Consider the following 18,615-nt stretch of genomic DNA (forward strand, 5'->3'; position numbering starts at 1 on the left):
ACGGTGCGTGCTCAGGAGGGGGTCAGATGACGGTCCAGGAGTCCGGCGCCGAGCCGAGAGCGGCGGGCATGAAGGACGTCGCCGCGGCCGCGGGCGTCTCCCTCGGCACGGTGTCCAACGTGCTGAACCGGCCCGACCGCGTCAGCCCCGCCACGCGCGCGAAGGTCGAGGCCGCGATGGCCGAACTCCGCTTCGTGCGCAACGAATCCGCGCGGCAGCTCCGGGCGGGCCGCAGCCGCGTGCTGGCCTACGTGATGCTCGACGGCAGCAACCCGTTCTTCACCGACGTCGCGGCCGGCATGGAAGACGCCGCCGACGAGAGCGACCTGTCCCTGTTCCTCTGCAACAGCGCCCACCAGCCGTCCCGGGAAGAGGCCTACCTCGGCCGCCTCGAACAGCAGCGCGTGCAAGGCATCCTCATCACGCCGGTCGACCCGGACGCGCCGCTGCTGCACGAGATCGCCCGCCGCGGCACGCCGGTGGTCGTCGTCGACCGCACCCCGGACGGCACCGCGCACTGCTCGGTCGCGGTCGACGACGTCTACGGCGGCGAGATCGCCGTCCGGCACCTGATCGAGCAGGGCCACGAGCGGATCGCGTTCATCGGCAATCACACGACGGTCGGCCAGGTGCGCGACCGGCGTCAGGGCGCGCTGCGCGCACTGGCCGCGGCCGGCCTGGCCCCGGACCGCCTGGTCGACCTCACGACGACGGCGCTGACGGTCGCCGACGGCCGCGGCGCCGGCGAGCGCCTGGCGGGCCTGCCGTCGGCGATCCGCCCGACCGCCGCGTTCTGCGCCAACGACCTGGTCGCCCTCGGCCTGCTGCAGACGTGCGCCACCCTGCGCATGCGCGTCCCGGAGGACCTGGCGATAGTGGGCTACGACGACATCGAGTTCGCCGCGGCGGCCGCGGTCCCGCTCACCTCGGTCCGCCAGCCCCGCCACCGCCTCGGCCGTACCGCGGCGGAGCTGCTACTGGCCGAAACCACCGAAACCGCCCACGAGCACCGGCAGGTCGTCTTCACCCCGGAACTGGTGGTGCGCACCTCGACCCTGCGCTGACCTGGCCCCCGTAATGGCGTGTTGATCAGGTGCGATGCCAGGGTGGGTCCGTTGGGGACACACTGGAGCCGACGAGCGCGGTGCTCGCCCGGGCACGGAGGTCGGCATGGCGGACGGACGGCGGCTCTCGCGGCGCGGGTTCCTCGCCGCGGGCGGGGCCGCGCTCGGGGCCGCCGTCGTGGGGACCACCGTTGCCGGGTCCGCGGGGATGGGGGAACCCGACCCCGATGCCGTGCGGCTGGGCGATTTCTGGCTGTTCGGGCGGTACGAGGACGGCTGCGCCGACGCCGACTTCGACGAAGAAGACCTTTCGCCTGTACAGCTCCCCCACTGCGTGACGCCGTTGTCGTGGACCGGCTGGGACCCGGCGTCGTGGCAGGACCGGTGGATCTACCGCAAGCACTTCACGGTGTCCCCGGCGATGGTCGCCGAACGCGTCCGGGCTCGCTTCGACGGCGTCATGACCAACGCGGCCGTCTACCTCAACGGCACGCTCGTCACCTCCCACAACGGCGGCTACCTGCCCTTCGAGGTGGAGCTTCCGCAGGTCACGGCGGGCGACAACATCCTCGCCGTGGTGGTCGACGGGCGGTGGCAGCTCGACGTCCCGCCCAACCTGCCGCGGATGGCCGGCCCGTCGGTGATCGACTTCTACCAGCCGGCCGGGATCTACCGCCCGGCCACGATCGGCACGGTGCCGCGCACCCGCCTCACCGACGTCTTCGCCTGCCCCACTGACGTCCTCACCCCGGCCCGGTCGCTGCGTCTGACCTGCGAACTGGACACGACGGCCGTGATCGCCGAACCGCTGCAGCTCACGGCGTCGGTGAGCCAGGCCGGGCGCGAGCTGGCCCAGGCCGCCACGACCGTCGGGCCGATGCCGGTCGGCACGAAGACCGTCACGTTCGAGGTGAGCGGGCTCGGCGCGGTCCGGCTGTGGGACGTCGAAGACCCCGCGCTGTGCGACGTCACGGTGAGCGTGCGTTCCGGACCGCGGCGGCTCGACCAGCGCGTGGTGCGCGTCGGGTTCCGCGAAGCCAAGTTCACCCCGGACGGCTTCTTCCTCAACGGCAGCCGGCTCAAGCTGTTCGGCCTCAACCGCCACCAGTGGTACCCGTTCGCCGGCGGCGCGATGCCCGACCGCGTCCAGCGGCGCGACGCCGAGATCCTGCGCCGCGAGCTGAACTGCACGATGGTCCGCTGCTCGCACTACCCGCAGTCGAGCGCGTTCCTCGACGCCTGCGACGAGCTGGGCCTGCTGGTGTGGGAGGAGATCCCGGGCTGGGGCCGGGTCGGCGACGCCGCCTGGCAGCAGCAGAACCTGCGTGACGTCTCCGCGATGGTGATCCGGGACCGCAACCACCCGAGCGTCGTCGTCTGGGGCACCCGCGTCAACGAGGCCGCCGGGACGACCGAGATGTACCTGAAGACCGGCAAGCTGGCGAAGCAGCTGGACCCGTCGCGCCCGACCAGCGGCGCGCTGGCCAGCACCACCGGCGCGCGGCTGGCGCTGCCGCCGGGCACCGACGAGCAGGTCCTCGCCTACAACGACTACACCGCGCACCGCGGCGCGCCGTTCCAGCTCAAGGCGCCGCGCCCCGGGGTGCCGTACCTGGTGACGGAGTCGATCGGCACGCTCGCCGGCGTCCGCGCGTACCGCCGGACCGACCCGAACGCGACCCAGCAGCTGCAGGCCGAGCTGCACGCGAAGGCCCACGACCTGGCCGCGGCGGACGACCACTACAGCGGGCTGCTCGCCTGGTGCGCGTTCGACTACCCGTCGGGCTGGCAGCGCTCGCTGGGCGGCTCGAAGTTCGCCGGCGTGTCCGACATCTTCCGGATCCCGAAGCCGGCCGCGGCGTTCTACGCCTCGCAGGGCGACCCGCGGGTGCGCGCGGTCGTCGAGGCCGGGTTCGCGTGGGACGACGGGGTGCCGCTGCCGGGCCCGGGCGCGACGATCTGGTCGAACTGCGACCGCCTGGAGCTGTTCCTCGGCGGCCGGCACGCGGGCCCGGCCCGCAGCCGCCGCGCGGACTTCCCGCACCTGGCGCACCCGCCGTTCGCGGTGGACTTCCCGCTGACCCGGGCCGAGCTGCGGATCGACGGCTACCTGGGTGACCGCCTGGTCGTGACCCGGCGCTACAGCGGCGACCGGAGCCGGGACGCGCTGAGCTGCGTCCCGGACGACACGGACCTGCGGGCCGACGGCGCCGACGCGACCCGCGTCGTCGTGGCGGTGACGGACCGCTACGGCACCCTGCGCGCGTCGGCGGGCGGCAAGGTGACGCTGGCGCTGACGGGCCCGGCCGAGCTGGTCGGCGACACCACGCTGGACCTCGCCGCGACCGGCGGCGCGGCGGCGGTGTGGCTGCGCCCGTTCGCGGGACCGGCGGGAACGCTCACGCTGACGGCCCGCCACGACACGCTGGGCACCACGACGGCCACGGTGACGACCCGCGCCCCGGGCGCGCCCCCCACCACCGCCACCCGCCCATGACGGCCCGCGGGTCAGGCCTCGCCGGTGAGCACGGCGGCGAGGACGGCGACCTGGCTGAGGGGCAACGTCGTGCTGGCCGTCAGCAGCGTCAGGGGGCCGCCCGCCGCGAGGTCCACCAGCCTCGCCAAGGCCGCCAGCCGGTCCGGCTCGCGCAGTTCCGCGCGGTAGCGCTGCGCGAACTCGGGGAAGCGGGCCGGGTCGTGGCCGTACCAGGTGCGCAGCTCGTCCGAGGGCGCCAGCTGGCGGTACCAGCCGTCCAGCTCGACCGCCCGGGACGCGCCGCGCGGCCAAAGCCGTTCCACGAGCACACGGGTACCGTCGGCGGGCCCGGCCGGGTCGGTCAGGCGCGCCACGCGGACCGGCGTGGGGTGCATGCGCGCATTCTGCGTCGCGCCCGCCCGCTCCGCCACTCCGGACGCCACCACCCGAGACCTGGGACAACGCCGTGCGCAACCGCGTGACGCCGACCGGCGGGATCGTCGACGTCCCCCTGCGCGGCGCGTGGACCGGCAATCGCGGAGTGCTGCACGAGGGTCACGACATCGTCCGCTTCCACGCCGGTGACCTGTGGATCACCTGCGTGCTCGAGTTCCGCGGTCGCTGGCGCGAGCAGTGGCTGCCGGGCCGCTACACGCACCTGTACTTCCACGACGAGGCCGTCTCGTTCGCCGCCGGGCACCGGCCGTGCGGCGAGTGCCGCCGCGCCGGCTACACCGCCTACCGCGATGCCTGGGGCGGCGAGCCGTCCGCGACGGCGATGAACCGGCAGCTGCACCGCGAACGCCTCCACCGCGGCACCCACCGCCGCCGCCTCCACGAGCTGCCATGGACCGGCCTCCCGGACGGCGTCTTCGTCCGCCGTGGCGACGACCCGGAACTCGTCCTCGGCGATCACCTCACGGAGTGGACGGCCACGGGGTACGGCACCCGGCGGCCGCGTCCCACCACCGGGACCGTCCCCGTGCTCACTCCCCCGGCGACGATCGCCGTGCTGCGTGCCGGTTACCCCGTGCAGATCGACGACACCGCGCGCTGAACCGAGGCTTGCGGGCCGGACCGTCCCGACCGAGACTGCCGGGATGGATCAGGTCACCGCCGCCCTCGTCGACCGCGCCCGGCAGCACGCGCTGGGCGATCTCCTCCGCCGCACCGCGCTGCGGCTGCCGGACAAGCTCGCCGTCGTCTCCGGGGACACCCGGCACACCTTCGCCGAGTTCGAAGCCGCCGCCAACCGCTGCGCCCACGCCCTCGCCGCGCGCGGCCTCCGCAAGGGCGACCGGCTCGCGCTGCTGAGCCACAACTGCTGGCAGTACGGCGTGCTGGCCTTCGCCACCGCGAAACTCGGCGTGCTCCTGGTCCCGGTCAACTTCATGCTCGGCGCCGACGAGGTCGCCTACATCCTCCGCCACGCCGAAGCCGCCGCCTTCGTCACCGAGGACGCCCTCGAAGCGACCGCCGCCGAGGCCCTCGAACTGTCGGGACTGGACGGCGTCGTCCGCGGCCGCATCGGCCCCGGCGGCAGCTGGGAGGACATCGGCACCTGGCTGTCCGAAGGAGACGATCACGCCCCGGACGTCTTCGTCGCCGACGACGACCCGCTGCGGCTGATGTACACCTCCGGCACCGAGTCGCGGCCGAAGGGCGTGCTGTTGTCGAGCCGGTCCCTGATCGCGCAGTACGTCTCGTGCGTGATCGACGGCGGGATGAGCGCCGACGACGTCGAGGTGCACTCGCTCCCGCTCTACCACTGCGCGCAGCTGGACTGCTTCTTCTCCGTCGACGTCTACCTCGGCGCCACGAGCGTCATCCTGCCCGGCCCGGACCCCGCGGCGCTGCTCGCGGCCGTCGAACGGGAGCGGGCGACGAAGCTGTTCGCCCCGCCGACCGTGTGGATCTCCTTGCTGCGTCACGAAAACTTCGACCGCACCGACCTGTCGAGCCTGCGAAAAGGGTACTACGGCGCGTCGGCGATGCCGGTCGAGGTCCTGCGCGAGCTGCAACGACGGCTGCCGGACGTCGCGTTCTGGAACTTCTACGGCCAGACGGAAATGGCGCCGCTGGCCACGATCCTGCGCCCGGACGAGCAGCTCCCCCACGCCGGCTCGGCCGGGCGGGCGTCGCTCAACGTCGAGACGCGCATCGTCGACGACGAGGACGTCCCGGTGGCGCCGGGCGTCGTCGGCGAGATCGTGCACCGCAGCCCGCACGCCACCCTCGGCTACTACCGGGACGAGGAGAAGACGGCGGAGGCGTTCCGCGCGGGCTGGTTCCACTCCGGCGACCTGGGCGTCGTCGACGAGGACGGCTACCTGTCCGTCGTGGACCGCAAGAAGGACATGATCAAGACCGGCGGCGAGAACGTCGCGAGCCGCGAGGTCGAAGAAGCCCTGTACCTGCTGGACGGCGTCGCCGAGGTCGCGGTGTTCGGGATCGGCCATCCACACTGGATCGAAGCCGTCACCGCGGTGGTGGTGCCACGCGAAAACGTCGAACTGACGGCGGCGCAGGTGATCGACCACGCCCGCACGCGGCTGGCCGGTTACAAATGTCCCAAGTACGTCGTGTTCGCGGACCGGCTTCCCAAGAACCCCAGCGGAAAGATCGTGAAGCGCGAACTGCGGGAGCGACACGCCGGACTGGCCAAGCAGGACTGAACGACCGAATTCCTCTTGAGTGGCAAGGAAAGCCACGGTTAACGCTGTACAAGAACGCGTCGGCGCCCGGGAACACCAGCCCGACCGTCCACCAGGGCCGACCGGCCCGGGACCGGGATGTCCAAAAGCCGTGGCGCGGCCCGTCCGTCGGGTCTAGTAATGAGGCCGTCGTCGTTTCCGGCGGCGGAACCCGAGAGGAAGAGGTACAGATCGTGTCCGTTTTCATCGCCGTCCTGCTCGCGCTGGGCGCCGGGCTGCTCGTCGGCGGCCGGGTCCACCACGCCAGGGAGGCCCGCTCCAACTACTCCGCCTACCGCGCCCGGACGGCCAAGGGCTTCGGGGAGATGATCCGCAGCGTCGTCGCCGCCGGCATCGCGGTGATCGGCGCCGTCGCGCTGCTCGTCATCCTGCTCAACGTGCTCCAGCAGGCGTAACCGCACGAACCCGACTCATGGCGGGTTGTTGCCACCGGACCCGCAGAGGACGCTTTCCAAGGCTCCGAGGTGCGGGGCCGCGAAAGGACGACCTCATGAGATCGAGGGTGCTTTCCGCTGCGCTCGGTGTGGCCGCAGGCCTGCTGGGCACAGTCGCCGTCGCCGCGCCGGCGCAAGCCGCCGCCGCGGTCTGCGGCGACCAGCTCGTCGGCAACGGCGGGTTCGAGAGCGGCACCACGCCGTGGACCCAGACCAGTGGTGTCATCTCCGCGGCGACCACCGCGGAACCGGCCCACGGCGGGACGATGGACGCCTGGCTGGACGGCTACGGCACCACCCACACCGACACCCTGTCCCAGGCCCTGACGCTCCCGGCCGGCTGCGCGACGGCCAGCCTGACCTGGTGGTCGCACGTCGACACCAAGGAGACGTCGACGACCACCGCCTACGACAAGCTCGTGGTGCAGGCCGGGACCGACACCCTCGCGAGCTACTCGAACCTCGACAAGAACACCGGCTACGTCCAGCGCACCGTGGACGTCTCGCGCTACCTCGGGCAGACCGTGACGCTGAAGGTCACCGGCACCGAGGACTCGAGCCTGGCCACCAACTTCCTCCTCGACGACTTCGCCCTGACCACGACCGGCACGTCGAACCCGCAGTCCCCGGTCGTCACCTCGCCCGGCAGCCAGACCACCGCCGCCGGCCAGGCGGTGTCGCTGCAGGTCCAGGCCACCGACCCGCAGAACGACGCGCTGACCTGGACCGCGACCGGCCTGCCCGCCGGGCTGGCCATCGGCGCGAGCACCGGGAAGATCACCGGCACGCCGACCGCCGCCGGCACGTCGTCGGTCACCGTCACGGCCAAGGACCCGGGCGGCAACAGCGGCAGCGCCACGTTCTCGTGGACGATCGGCTCGGCCCCCGCCGACTCGACGCGCACGCCGATCAACCCGGCCTACACCGTGAACCTGACGTCGAACACCGCCGGCGACACCTGGAACGGGCACCAGTCCGTCAGCTTCACCAACGGCTCGCCGACCGCGCTGCCCGAGGTCTACCTGCGGCTCTGGGACAACTACCACGGCACCTGCCCGACGACGCCGATCACGGTCACGAACGTCACCGGCGGCACGGCGTCGGCGCTCAGCGTGAACTGCACCGCGCTGAAGATCACGCTGCCCTCGCCGCTGGCCCAGGGCCAGTCGGCGTCGATCGGCTTCGACCTGAAGATCGTCGTGCCCAGCGGTGCCGACCGGTTCGGCCACGACGGCGCGTTCAACATGATCGGCAACGCCCTGCCGATCCTGGCGGTCCGCGACGGCGCGGGCTGGCACCTCGACCCGTACACCAACAACGGCGAGGCGTTCTACAGCCTGATCAGCGACTTCGACGTCACCCTCGTGCACCCGACGTCGGTGCTCACGCCGGCCACCGGCACGTCGACCGAGACGACCAGCGGCAGCACGACGACCACCCACGCCGTCGCGAACAAGGTGCGTGACTTCGCCTGGGGCGCCGGGCCGTTCGCGAAGATCAGCACGACGTCCGGCAAGGGCGTGCGGGTCAACGTCTACTCGGTCAGCGGGATCTCCACGAGCAGCGCGAACCAGATGCTGAGCCTGGCCGCCGACTCCATCGACGTCCACTCGGGCCGCTTCGGCGACTACCCGTACGGCGAGGTGGACGTGGTGCTGGACAACAACTTCTGGTTCGGCGGCATGGAGTACCCGGGCTTCGTGATGGACCTCGTGTCGACCACGGCGCTCCCGCACGAGCTGGCCCACCAGTGGTTCTACGGGATCGTCGGCGACGACGAGTACAACTCGCCGTGGCTCGACGAGAGCTTCACCGACTACGCCACCGACCTCTACCGCGGCATCACCGGCAGCGGCTGCGGCATCACGTGGCAGTCGAGCGCGGAGAAGCTGACCAACTCGATGGCGTACTGGGACGCGCATTCGTCGCGGTACTCCACCGTGGTCTACAACTACGGCAAGTGCACCCTGCACGACCTGCGGCGGCTCATCGGCGACACGCCGATGGCGAACCTGCTGAAGTCGTACGCGCAGTCGCACTGGTACGGGGTGTCGACGACGGCCGAGTTCAAGGCCGCGGCGCAGGCGGCGGCCGGGTCGACCGACCTGACGTCGTTCTGGGCGTCGCATCGGGTGGAAGGCTAAATCGGTTGGTTCCCCGCCCGTGCGTCCGGCACGCTGGGCGCATGGGCGGGGACCGGCTTTTCTGTGACGTCGCGCTGGCGGCGCGGATCGAACGCGCCGAGGCGCGGCTGATCGAGGCGTGCAACGAGGCCGGACGCGCACGGCGCGGCGCCGGGTTCGCGCGCCCACTGGCCGGCGGGGTCGCGAGCCTCGCCGAAGCGGACTCGCCGTTCACCAAGATCGCCGCACTCGGTTTCGACGGCCTGCCTGACACCGCCGAGCTGGCCGAGGTCGAGCAGGCCTTCGCGGAGCTGGGCGCGCCGGTCCAGGTCGAGCTGTGCCAGCTGGCCGATTCCGCGGTCGGCGTGTTCCTCACCGAGCGCGGCTACCGGCTGGAGTCGTTCGAGAACGTCCTCGGGCGGCGGCTCGGCGACACGGACGTCCCCGAGGACGTCCGGCTGTGCCGCGACGACGAGCTGGAGCGGTGGCTGGCCGTGGTCGCCGAGGCCAGCGCCGTCGCCGACACCGAGGGGCTGCCCTCGCACGAGGACTTCCCGCGGGAGGCGCTGGTCCGCGCGTTGCGGGACATGGCCGGGGTCCGGCGGTACGTCGCGGTGCGCGACGGCGAGTTCGCGGGCGGCGCCAGTTTCCGCGTCACGGACGGGATCGCGCAGTTCACCGGCGCGGCCACGCTGCCCGCGCACCGCCGGCGTGGCGTCCAGACGGCGTTGCTGCGGGCCCGGCTCGCCGCGGCCACCGAAGCCGGGTGCGACGTCGCCGTCGTCACCACGCAGCCGGGGTCGAAGTCGCACCAGAACGCGCAGCGGCAGGGATTCGACCTGCTCTACACCCGGGCGATCCTGGTGAAGGGCACCTCGGCGACCAGCTCTTCGGGCGCCGACAGCCGCCAGGCCTCGTAGATCAGCTCGGCCAGCTCGTCGGCCTCGATGCCGTCCAGGTGGACGACGACCCAGCCGAAGCCGCCCATGGTGAACTGGACCTCGAAGACGTCCGGGCGCTCGGCGACGAGGGCCAGCTGCTCGGAGATCGTCTGCTTGAGGCCGACGGTCCGCGTCCGCGGCCAGTAGTACCCGAACCGCTTCCCGCGCACGCTGAACGACGAGTAGTCGCGCGCCTCGGAGCGTTCCACGTCCGCCAGCGCGCCGAGCACCCGTTCGAAGTCCTGCACCGGCCCACCGTAGCGCGCCGGTACCGTGCGGGTCATGAGCGACCTGACCGAGGCCGTACTCGACGACGGCCGCGCCGTCGTGGTCAAACGCGGCGCCGGGCCGCGCGCGACGGCGGCCGAGGTGGCGGGCCTGCGCTGGCTGGCCGCGGCGGGCGCGGTCCCGGTGCCGGAAGTGCACAGCCACGACGACGACCAGCTCGTCATCGACCGCGTCCCCGCCGGACGTCCGGACGCGGGAGCCGCCGAGCGGTTCGGCCGCGGGCTGGCCCGCCTGCACGCGGCCGGCGCGCCCGCGTTCGGCGCCGCTCCCCCGGGTGGGCCGGCCGACGCCTGGATCGGCCTGGCACCGATGGCGAACGTCCCGGGTGAGGACTGGCCGTCGTGGTACGCGGCGCACCGCGTCCTGCCCTACGTCCGGCAGGCCGTCGACGCCGGACTGCTCGAAGCCGCGCCTTTCGAGCGCGCGTGCGCCCGGTTCGCCGCGCCCGACGAGCCACCGGCGCGGCTGCACGGTGACCTGTGGAACGGCAACGTCCTGTGGGACGGCCGCGACGCGTGGCTGATCGACCCGGCGGCGCACGGCGGCCACCGCGAGACGGACCTGGCGATGCTGCACCTGTTCGGCTGCCCGCACCTGGACCGGATCGTCGCCGCGTACGACGAGACCGCACCGCTGGCCGAAGGCCTGCGCGATCGGATCGGCATGCACCAGCTGTTCCCGCTGCTGGTGCACACCGTCCTGTTCGGACAGTCCTACGCCGCGCAGGCCCTCGCCGCGGCCCGGTCACTCGGTTAACACTTGGCGAGCATGGTCTCCAGGGCGGTCTTCTCCGGCACGGTGATCGTGAGGCCGTAGTTGCGCTTCACGACGATCCAGTCGGTGGCGTAGGTGCACCAGTACGACACGAGCGGCGGCTTCCAGGCGTCCGGCGCCTTGTCGCTCTTCTGCTCGTTGAGGTTGTCGGTCACCGCGTGCAGCTGCGGCCGGACCAGGTCGTTCGCGAACTGCTCGCGGCGTTCCTTCGTCCACTTCTTGGCGCCGCTGATCCAGGCCTGCCCGAGCGGCACCATGTGGTCGATGTCCACATCGGACGCCTTCGTCCAGGTCTGGCCGTCGTAGGCGCTGACCCAGGTGCCGGACTTCGCGGCGCACTGGGCGTCCACCGACACGTTCTTGCCGTCCCGCTTGAGGACCTGTTCGCGGGTGTCGCAGGCGCCGTCGACCTTGTCCCAGTGCGGGAACTCGTCGCGGGAGTAGCCGTCCATGGTGCCGCGGACGGCGACCTGCAGCGCGTTCAGCTCGGTGCGGGCCTCGGCGGGCGCGACCGGCGCCGCGGCGGCCGTCCCGCCGGGTTGGCTGCCCTGGCCCCCGGCGGCCAGGTCTTCCGGCTTGCACCCGGTCAGCGCGCTGCCCGCCACGGCGGCCAGCAGGACCAAGGAGAGCGCTTTGGTGCGCGACATCGTGAGCCCCTTTCACGTCTACCGGGTGATGCCCAGGAGACGCGCCGGGGAAACGGTGCAATCGGCCTAGTTGGCGCGAACCGAGCGCGTCAGCCGCCGTGGAAGACCTGCGCGACGAACACCGCGGCGACGAGACCGATCGTCACGAGCAGGCTCAGCACCACGACGAGCCCCCACGGCACCTGCCGGATCGGCCGCTGCCGGGGGAACACGGCGGAGACCGGGCCTCGCGGCCGGAGCGGCGCGGGCTCTTCGACCTCGGGCTCGGGCGGCACCACCACCTCGGCGGCCACCTCCCGCAGCTCCGGGACCGGCTGCAGGACCCGGGCCGCGGTGGGCAGCCGCAGCGGGAACCGTTCGGCCAGCAGCGCGGCCCGCGGCGGCGCGAGGTGGGCGAGGGACAGGGCGTAGCAGGCTTCGAGCACGTCGTCGGCAGTCCAGACGGTCCGCCACCGGTTGTGCTGCGCGATGATCCGCCGCAGCCCGCGCGGATCGGCGAGCACGGTGGCGACGCCCGCTTCGGGTTCGTGCATCGGCAGCAACGGCCACGCGTGCCGGATGCCCGGGAGGCCCGCCGGTGGTGGCGGGGCGGGCAGCGTCCGCTCACCGGGGAACGTGCCATGGCCGGGTGCCACCAGCTCGGGCCGCCGCGGTTCGACGTCGGCGGCGGCTTCGGTTGCGGCCCAGGGGGAATCCAGCTGCCGCGCCGGCGGCACCACCACGACGAGCCCGGTCACGTACTCGCCCCCGCCGAGCGCGCCCAGCGCACCTTTCACGGCCGCGACCGCCACGCCCACCTGCGGTCCCGGCTCGGCGCCCGTCACCAGGCCCGGCTCGTGCGCCGCGAGCACGACCACGCCGCTGCGCGTGAACACCAGCGCGTCGATGAACCGGGGTCCGGCGCGGCTCGGCACGCTGATCCCCGCCAACGCCAGGCCCCGCAGCTGGTCCGGGCCCCAGGACCGCAGCAACCCCACGAGATGCTCCGCGGCGACGGGCAGGCCCTGGTCGCCGGTGCGCTGCTGCGCGACGAGCACGCCGGTCACACCTCCATGACGAGAACGGCGAACGGTCCCTCGACGGTAGGAGGCGGACCGCTTTCCTCCCAGGCGCCGAACGAGTGGTCGATTGCGACGAACCGGGCACCGTCCGTAGCGGGGCATGCTGGACGGACACCCCGAAGCCGACCAGGGAGATCGCCGATGGGTTCACCGCCACCCGCCTACCGGGCCACCGCCGGCGGCGCGCTCGACGTCGACCGGCCCTTCTACCAGCGGCTCGCCGGCGAAACCGGGCGCGAGCTGGTCGCCGGCCTCGAGGTCCCGATCCGCTCGGGACGCGCGTGGCGGGTGCCGCGCGGGCACCTGTGCCGGCTGCGGACCATCGACGGCCCGCAGGTCGGCGACCTCAACCTGTGGAACGCCGACGACCCGCGCGAGCGTTTCTGGGCCGCGCGCACCCGGCAGTTGCAACGCGCGCACGTCAGCACGTTCGACCGGCTGTGGTCGACGCTGCCGTTCCTGCGCCCGCTGGCCACCATCACGTCCGACACGCTGGCGGACTACGGCGTCGACGGTGCGGGCGGCCGGGTGCACGACCTGCTCGGCACCCGCTGCGACCCGTACGTCAACCGGATGCTCACCGGCGAGGACTTCGACTTCCACTGCCACTCGAACCTGGTCCGGGCGGTGGCGCCGTTCGGGCTCACCGAGTTCGACGTGCACGACGTGCTGAACGTCTTCCAGTGCACCGGCCTCACCGAGGACGACCGGTACTTCATGAAGGCCTGCCCGGCCCGCCCGGGCGACCACTTCGAGTTCTTCGCCGAAGTCGACCTGCTGTGCGCGCTCTCGACGTGCCCGGGCGGCGACCTGTCGATCCCGCTGTGGGGCCCGGACGCCCGCGACCCGCTGGAGGTCTGCCGCCCGATCGGCGTCGAGGTCTTCGCTCCACCGTCGCACCTGCTCGAAGGCTGGTCGTCCCCGCCGCGGGCGGCTTATAGCGGCCTGCACGGCGTCCGGCAGCCGGAATGGGGTGAACCGGGCTCGACCTAGACCGGGGGCGACGGGGCCGGGTTACGTTGCCCGGGTGGAACTACTGCCCTTCGACGAGTACGTCCGCTCCCTCGACCGCAAGCGGACGGCGGCCGGGGTGCTTCTGCGCGACACGGCGGATCGTGTGCTGTTCGTCCGGCCGTCGTACCAGCCGTTCTGGGAAATCCCGGGCGGCGCCGGCGAGGCGGGTGAGGCCCCGTGGCACACGGCTGTGCGTGAACTGCGCGAAGAACTCGGGCTCGACCGGCCGGCGGGACGCCTCCTGGTGCTCGACCACCAGCCGGCGGGCCGGCTGCCCGAGGGCCTCAACTTCGTCTTCGACGGCGGCCTGGTGACCGAGGACGACGTCGCCCGCCTGACGTTCACCGACGCCGAGATCGTCTCGGCCCACCTGCTCTCGCTCGCTGACGCGACACCCGGACTCCAGCCGGTCCTCGCCCGTCGGGTCGCCGCCGCGCTGGCCGCCGTCCGATCGGGCGAGCTGCTCCTGTGTGAAGACGGCCACCCGGTCCGATGATCACCGAACCCTTGGGCGGGAACGGTTTGAGCGGTTCACCCCGCGCGCGGTCCGTGTGATGATGGGCGGCGGGTACCCGATCGGCTCGACGAGGAGTGCGAAGGTGGACCTGCGGACCGAGATCGCGCAGTCGTGGCGGCGGGCCGAGCTGTCCGGGCTCTCCCCCGGGGCGGCCGTCGACCGGCTGGACGTCACCGACGTCGACAGCCGCAGCCGGCTGCTGCGTGCCGCGTCGCCGGTGCTCGACGAGCTGGCCCGGCAGCTGGCCGGCACCCGGTTCTGCGTCGTGCTGGCCGACCACGAGTGCCGGATCGTCGCGCGGCGGTTCACCGAGCGGTCGGTGGAGCTGGCCCTGGAGGACATCAGCGCGGTGCCCGGCTGCCAGTTCCTGGAGGAGCGGACCGGGACGAACGCCCTCGCGACGCCGTTCGAGACCCGCCGCGGCGTCGCGGTCGACGGCGGTGAGCACTTCCTCGAGGCGATGAAGCAGTTCACCTGTTACGGCCACCCGGTGACGCACCCGGCGACCCGGCGCCTGGCCGGCGTCCTCGACATCACCGGCCCGGCCGGCGACGCGAACCCGCTGCTCGGGCCGTTCCTGCGGCGCGCGGTGTCCGACATCGAACGGCGGCTGCTCGACGGCGCGAAGCTCGCCGAGCAGCAGCTGCTGGCGGCGTTCCAGTCGGTGCAGCACCGGGCGGGCGCGGTGCTGGCCCTCGGCCAGAACGTCGTGCTGGCCAACACCGCGGCGACCGAGCTGGTCGACACCGCCGACCACCGGCTGCTGCAGGAGCTCGGCCGCACCCGGCGCGGGGTCCGGCGGATCCGGCTGACCTCGGGCACGCCGGTCGAGGTCCGGGTCGAGGCGGTGTCGGCGAACGCCGGGCTGCTGTTCGAGCTGGCCCCGGTCCGCCCGGCGAGCCCGGTGGTGTCCCGCCCGCGCGGCACGCGCGAGCTGTTCCCGACGGCGGTGGAGGACCGCCTCCGCAACGCCGGCCGCGCCCGCCGCCGGGTCCTGATCTGCGGCGAGCCGGGCGCCGGCCGCAGCACGGCGGCGCGGGTCGTCGCCGGCGACGCACCGGTGGTCGAGTTCGACGCCTCGGACGTCGTCTCCGGAGCGGCGTCGTGGTGCGCCGGCGTGGAGGCCGCGGCCGGTACGCCCGGCCTGCTGGTGATCGACGGCATCCAGCTGCTGCCCCCCTTGGCCGCGGTGCGCCTGTCCCGGCTCCTGGACACGACCGCGGCGTGGTTCGCCCTGGTCAGCGGCCCGGCGTCGGAGCTGCACGGTGAGCAGGCGACCCTCGCGGCACGCGTGCACCGGCGCATCGAGCTGCCGCCGCTGCGGGAGCGCCGCGACGAGATCCCGTCGATCGCCCGCGCGTTGCTGCGGGACTCCGGCGCGTCGCTGCGGCTGACGCCGGGCGCGCTGGAGCTGCTGGGCTCGCAGCAGTGGCCGGGCAACCTCCGCGAGCTGGCCGGAGTCCTCTCGGCGGCCGCCGACCGCCGCTCGGCGGGCGACCTGACCGCGGAGGACGTCGCCCCGGGCTGCGCGTCGACCGCCCCGGGCGCGGCCCTGAGCGGCTGGGAGCAGGCGGAGTACGACGTCATCGTCCGGACGCTGAGAGCGTGCGGCGGCAACAAGGTCCACGCGGCCAAGCAGCTGGGCATCAGCCGCTCCACGCTCTACAACCGGATGCGCGCGCTGCGGGTCCGCTGACCACGCACTGTCCGGGAATCGGACACTTCGCGGCCCTTCCCGCTGCACACAATCGGCTGCGTAGGGGTGCACCGCCGCACGTTGAGGAGATGGCCGTGAAGACCAAGGCAGCCGTGTTGTTCGATGCCGGGAAGCCGTTCGAGCTGATGGAGCTCGACCTCGACGGGCCCGGGCCGGGCGAGGTGCTGATCAAGTACACCGCCGCCGGGTTGTGCCACTCGGATCTGCACCTGATCGACAACGACCTCGTGCCGCGGTTCCCGATCATCGGCGGGCACGAGGGCGCCGGGATCATCGAGGACGTCGGCCCCGGCGTCACGAAAGTGCAGCCCGGCGACCACGTCGTGTGCAGCTTCATCCCGAACTGCGGCACCTGCCGCTACTGCTCCACCGGCCGCCAGAACCTGTGCGACATGGGCGCCACCATCCTCGACGGCCACATGCCGGACGGCACCTTCCGCTTCCACGCCGGCGGCCAGGACTTCGGCGCGATGTGCATGCTCGGCACGTTCTCCGAGCGCGCCACCATCTCGCAGCACTCGGTCGTCAAGGTCGACGACTGGCTGCCGCTGGAGACCGCCGTGCTCGTCGGGTGCGGGGTGCCCACCGGGTGGGCCACGGCCAACTACGCGGGCGGCGTCCGGGCGGGCGACACGACCGTCGTCTACGGCATCGGCGGCATCGGCATCAACGCCGTGCAGGGCGCCGCGCACGCCGGCGCGAAGTACGTCGTCGCCGTGGACCCGGTGGAGTTCAAGCGGGAGGCCGCGCTCAAGTTCGGCGCCACCCACGCCTTCGCCACCGCCGCCGAAGCCGCGGAGAAGGTCAACGAGCTCACCTGGGGCCAGCTGGCCGACCAGGCGCTGATCACCGTCGGCACCGTCGAGGAGGACGTCGTCAGCCAGGCCTTCGACGTCGTCGGCAAGGGCGGCACCGTCGTCATCACCGGGCTCGCCAACCCGGAGAAGCTCACCGTGCACGTCTCCGGCGGCGTGATGACGCTGTTCGAGAAGACGATCAAGGGCACGCTGTTCGGCTCGGCGAACCCGCAGTACGACATCGTCCGCCTGCTGCGGCTCTACGACGCCGGGAAGCTCAAGCTCGACGAGCTGGTGACCCGCAAGTACACCCTCGACCAGGTCAACGAGGGCTACCAGGACCTGCGCGACGGCAAGAACATCCGCGGCGTCATCGTCCACGCCCAGTGACCACCCGACCGGAGGAGGACAGCATGGCCGAGCAAACCCCGGACATCCAGGAGCCGATCGAGGAGCCTGTCGAAGAGCTGCTCGTCGAAGAAGTCTCGATCGACGGTATGTGCGGTGTCTACTAAAACGTCCACAATGGACTCGCAGCTGAACCTCGACGCCGCGTACCGGCTCAACCCGCAGGTGGCGCTGCGCCCCGAACCGTTCGGGGCGCTCGCCTACCACTTCGGGAACCGCAAGCTGTCGTTCCTCAAGTCCCCGGACCTCGTCGCGTTCGTCCGCGAGCTGGCGACCCACGCCAGCCTGCGCGACGCGCTCGACGCGGCCGAGCTCGGGGAAGCCCGCCGGGCGAGCTTTCTCACCGCCCTCGAATCCCTCGTCGCCACCGACATGATCGTGGAGGACCCGTGAGCGTCCCGGCCCTGGTCGACCAGTTCAAGTACGGCCTCACGGCACCGATCTGCCTGACCTGGGAATGGACCTACGCCTGCAACCTGGCGTGCGAGCACTGCCTCTCGTCCTCGGGCCGGCGCGACCCGCGCGAGCTGTCGACCGCCGAGATCAAGGCGGTGATCGACGAGCTGGAGCGGATGCAGGTCTTCTACGTCAACGTCGGCGGCGGCGAACCGACCGTCCGGAGCGACTTCTGGGAGCTGCTGGACTACGCGATCGCCCACCACGTCGGGATCAAGTTCTCCACCAACGGCGTCAAGATCACCCCGGCGCGGGCGGAACAGCTGGCGAGCACGGACTACGTCGACGTCCAGATCTCGCTCGACGGCGCCACCCGCGAGGTCAACGACGCCGTGCGCGGCCCGGGCTCCTACGACATGGCGATGCGGGCGCTGCGCAACCTGGCCGACGCCGGGATGAAGGACTTCAAGATCTCCGTCGTCATGACCCGGCACAACGTCTCGCAGCTCGACGCGTTCAAGCGCATCGCGGACGACTTCGGCGCGCAGCTGCGGATCACCCGGCTGCGCCCGTCCGGGCGCGGCGCCGACGTCTGGGACGACCTGCACCCGGCCGCCGAGCAGCAGCTCGAGCTGTACGACTGGCTGGTGGCCCACGGCGAGGGTGTGCTGACCGGCGACTCGTTCTTCCACCTCAACGCGCTCGGCTCCACGCCCCTGCCCGGGCTGAACCTGTGCGGCGCGGGCCGGGTCGTCTGCTTGATCGACCCCATCGGCGACGTCTACGCCTGCCCGTTCGCCATCCACGACGCGTTCAAGGCCGGCAACGTCCGCGGCGCCGGGTTCGGCCCGGTGTGGCGGGACTCGGCGCTGTTCGCCGACCTGCGCCGGCCGCAGACGGGTGGCGCGTGCTCCTCGTGCGCGGCCTACGACAGCTGCCAGGGCGGCTGCATGGCGGCGAAGTTCTTCACCGGCCTGCCCCTGGACGGCCCGGATCCCGAGTGCGTCAAGGGCCACGGCGAACACGCACTGTCCACACGCGACACTGCCGGGCTGCCGAAGGCGGGCCAGGACCACTCCCGCACCGGGAAGCGCAAGAGCGTCCTGCTCGGCCTGCCGGCGGTGCGGATCCCGGACCGGGCGTGCGACACCAGCCCGCTGGCCGGCCGCCGCTGACCGTCCACACTGGACGGCCGCCGGAAATGTGAGAATGGCCTTACGACCACGCAAAGTGACCGGTGGTGT

19 protein-coding genes are annotated in these 18,615 nt (G+C 72.5%); 15 read left to right on the plus strand and 4 right to left on the minus strand.

Going from position 1 to position 18,615, the window contains the following annotated elements:
* Window positions 1-26 precede the first annotated feature (26 nt).
* Complete coding sequence (locus OHS58_RS14100; protein WP_247051581.1) at window positions 27-1,064, plus strand: LacI family DNA-binding transcriptional regulator; 1,038 nt, start codon at window positions 27-29, stop codon at window positions 1,062-1,064.
* Between the two features lie 106 nt (window positions 1,065-1,170).
* Window positions 1,171-3,561 (plus strand): glycoside hydrolase family 2 protein, encoded by a 2,391-nt coding sequence (locus OHS58_RS14105; protein ID WP_328648516.1) that lies wholly within the window; start codon window positions 1,171-1,173, stop codon window positions 3,559-3,561.
* A gap of 11 nt (window positions 3,562-3,572) precedes the next feature.
* On the opposite strand, the gene OHS58_RS14110 is transcribed toward OHS58_RS14105, so the two are convergent.
* A complete protein-coding gene (locus OHS58_RS14110; protein WP_328648517.1) occupies window positions 3,573-3,935 on the minus strand; it encodes a DUF488 domain-containing protein in 363 nt (120 codons plus the stop codon).
* A gap of 71 nt (window positions 3,936-4,006) precedes the next feature.
* On the opposite strand from OHS58_RS14110, the gene OHS58_RS14115 reads away from it, so the two are divergent.
* The 5 genes from OHS58_RS14115 (at window position 4,007) to OHS58_RS14135 (ending at window position 9,731) form a co-directional block, all read left to right on the plus strand.
* Window positions 4,007-4,597: a hypothetical protein gene (locus tag OHS58_RS14115; protein ID WP_328648518.1), complete on the plus strand. Its 591-nt coding sequence runs from the start codon at window positions 4,007-4,009 to the stop codon at window positions 4,595-4,597.
* A 43-nt stretch (window positions 4,598-4,640) separates the two neighbouring features.
* Window positions 4,641-6,215, plus strand: a complete 1,575-nt coding sequence (locus OHS58_RS14120; protein WP_328648519.1) for an acyl-CoA synthetase — start codon at window positions 4,641-4,643, stop codon at window positions 6,213-6,215.
* Between the two features lie 212 nt (window positions 6,216-6,427).
* On the plus strand, window positions 6,428-6,649 hold the full coding sequence (locus OHS58_RS14125) for a hypothetical protein (protein ID WP_247051576.1): 222 nt from the start codon (window positions 6,428-6,430) through the stop codon (window positions 6,647-6,649).
* 107 nt (window positions 6,650-6,756) lie between these two features.
* Window positions 6,757-8,832, plus strand: coding sequence for a putative Ig domain-containing protein (locus tag OHS58_RS14130; RefSeq protein ID WP_328649806.1), 2,076 nt, complete (start codon window positions 6,757-6,759; stop codon window positions 8,830-8,832).
* Between the two features lie 41 nt (window positions 8,833-8,873).
* Window positions 8,874-9,731 (plus strand): GNAT family N-acetyltransferase, encoded by an 858-nt coding sequence (locus OHS58_RS14135; protein ID WP_328648520.1) that lies wholly within the window; start codon window positions 8,874-8,876, stop codon window positions 9,729-9,731.
* Here OHS58_RS14135 and OHS58_RS14140 read toward each other — a convergent pair.
* Window positions 9,656-10,036: an MmcQ/YjbR family DNA-binding protein gene (locus OHS58_RS14140; protein WP_326949419.1), complete on the minus strand. Its 381-nt coding sequence runs from the start codon at window positions 10,034-10,036 to the stop codon at window positions 9,656-9,658. The genes OHS58_RS14135 and OHS58_RS14140 overlap by 76 nt on opposite strands.
* On the opposite strand from OHS58_RS14140, the gene OHS58_RS14145 reads away from it, so the two are divergent.
* Entirely contained in the window at window positions 10,035-10,796 is a 762-nt protein-coding gene (locus OHS58_RS14145) for a fructosamine kinase family protein (protein ID WP_328648521.1), read from the plus strand. The genes OHS58_RS14140 and OHS58_RS14145 overlap by 2 nt on opposite strands.
* Here the strand turns inward: OHS58_RS14145 and OHS58_RS14150 are convergent.
* Both OHS58_RS14150 and OHS58_RS14155 read right to left on the minus strand, forming a co-directional pair.
* Window positions 10,793-11,461, minus strand: a complete 669-nt coding sequence (locus OHS58_RS14150) for an HNH endonuclease family protein (RefSeq protein ID WP_247051571.1) — start codon at window positions 11,459-11,461, stop codon at window positions 10,793-10,795. The genes OHS58_RS14145 and OHS58_RS14150 overlap by 4 nt on opposite strands.
* A gap of 89 nt (window positions 11,462-11,550) precedes the next feature.
* The gene (locus OHS58_RS14155; RefSeq protein WP_328648522.1) at window positions 11,551-12,507 is read right to left on the minus strand and encodes a hypothetical protein; all 957 of its coding nucleotides are present in this window, start codon (window positions 12,505-12,507) and stop codon (window positions 11,551-11,553) included.
* Window positions 12,508-12,663: 156 nt separating this feature from the next.
* On the opposite strand from OHS58_RS14155, the gene OHS58_RS14160 reads away from it, so the two are divergent.
* From OHS58_RS14160 to mftC, 7 genes are all read left to right on the plus strand, one after another.
* Window positions 12,664-13,515 carry an urea carboxylase-associated family protein gene (locus OHS58_RS14160; RefSeq protein WP_328648523.1) on the plus strand — a complete coding sequence of 284 codons (852 nt, stop codon included), beginning with the start codon at window positions 12,664-12,666 and terminating at the stop codon, window positions 13,513-13,515.
* Window positions 13,516-13,549: 34 nt separating this feature from the next.
* The gene (locus OHS58_RS14165) at window positions 13,550-14,032 is read left to right on the plus strand and encodes an NUDIX hydrolase (protein WP_326949415.1); all 483 of its coding nucleotides are present in this window, start codon (window positions 13,550-13,552) and stop codon (window positions 14,030-14,032) included.
* A 103-nt stretch (window positions 14,033-14,135) separates the two neighbouring features.
* Window positions 14,136-15,749 (plus strand): sigma-54-dependent Fis family transcriptional regulator, encoded by a 1,614-nt coding sequence (locus OHS58_RS14170; protein ID WP_328648524.1) that lies wholly within the window; start codon window positions 14,136-14,138, stop codon window positions 15,747-15,749.
* A gap of 95 nt (window positions 15,750-15,844) precedes the next feature.
* Window positions 15,845-16,957 carry an NDMA-dependent alcohol dehydrogenase gene (locus OHS58_RS14175; RefSeq protein WP_247051566.1) on the plus strand — a complete coding sequence of 371 codons (1,113 nt, stop codon included), beginning with the start codon at window positions 15,845-15,847 and terminating at the stop codon, window positions 16,955-16,957.
* Between the two features lie 23 nt (window positions 16,958-16,980).
* Entirely contained in the window at window positions 16,981-17,082 is a 102-nt protein-coding gene (gene mftA, locus OHS58_RS14180; RefSeq protein ID WP_326949412.1) for a mycofactocin precursor MftA, read from the plus strand.
* A gap of 10 nt (window positions 17,083-17,092) precedes the next feature.
* Entirely contained in the window at window positions 17,093-17,368 is a 276-nt protein-coding gene (gene mftB / locus OHS58_RS14185; protein ID WP_328648525.1) for a mycofactocin biosynthesis chaperone MftB, read from the plus strand.
* Window positions 17,365-18,546, plus strand: coding sequence for a mycofactocin radical SAM maturase (gene mftC / locus OHS58_RS14190; protein WP_328648526.1), 1,182 nt, complete (start codon window positions 17,365-17,367; stop codon window positions 18,544-18,546). Before mftB ends, mftC begins: the two co-directional genes overlap by 4 nt.
* Window positions 18,547-18,615: the final 69 nt, after the last annotated feature.

The sequence above is a fragment of the Amycolatopsis sp. NBC_00348 genome, from assembly GCF_036114655.1.
Classification (GTDB): domain Bacteria; phylum Actinomycetota; class Actinomycetes; order Mycobacteriales; family Pseudonocardiaceae; genus Amycolatopsis.

Coding starts and splice junctions, on each gene's coding strand:
- OHS58_RS14100 (WP_247051581.1), top strand. CDS start 27: ATGACGGTCCAGGAGTCCGGCGCCGAGCCGAGAGCGGCGGGCATGAAG.
- OHS58_RS14105 (WP_328648516.1), top strand. CDS start 1,171: ATGGCGGACGGACGGCGGCTCTCGCGGCGCGGGTTCCTCGCCGCGGGC.
- OHS58_RS14110 (WP_328648517.1), bottom strand. CDS start 3,935: ATGCACCCCACGCCGGTCCGCGTGGCGCGCCTGACCGACCCGGCCGGG.
- OHS58_RS14120 (WP_328648519.1), top strand. CDS start 4,641: ATGGATCAGGTCACCGCCGCCCTCGTCGACCGCGCCCGGCAGCACGCG.
- OHS58_RS14135 (WP_328648520.1), top strand. CDS start 8,874: ATGGGCGGGGACCGGCTTTTCTGTGACGTCGCGCTGGCGGCGCGGATC.
- OHS58_RS14145 (WP_328648521.1), top strand. CDS start 10,035: ATGAGCGACCTGACCGAGGCCGTACTCGACGACGGCCGCGCCGTCGTG.
- OHS58_RS14140 (WP_326949419.1), bottom strand. CDS start 10,036: ATGACCCGCACGGTACCGGCGCGCTACGGTGGGCCGGTGCAGGACTTC.
- OHS58_RS14150 (WP_247051571.1), bottom strand. CDS start 11,461: ATGTCGCGCACCAAAGCGCTCTCCTTGGTCCTGCTGGCCGCCGTGGCG.
- OHS58_RS14160 (WP_328648523.1), top strand. CDS start 12,664: ATGGGTTCACCGCCACCCGCCTACCGGGCCACCGCCGGCGGCGCGCTC.
- mftA (WP_326949412.1), top strand. CDS start 16,981: ATGGCCGAGCAAACCCCGGACATCCAGGAGCCGATCGAGGAGCCTGTC.
- mftB (WP_328648525.1), top strand. CDS start 17,093: ATGGACTCGCAGCTGAACCTCGACGCCGCGTACCGGCTCAACCCGCAG.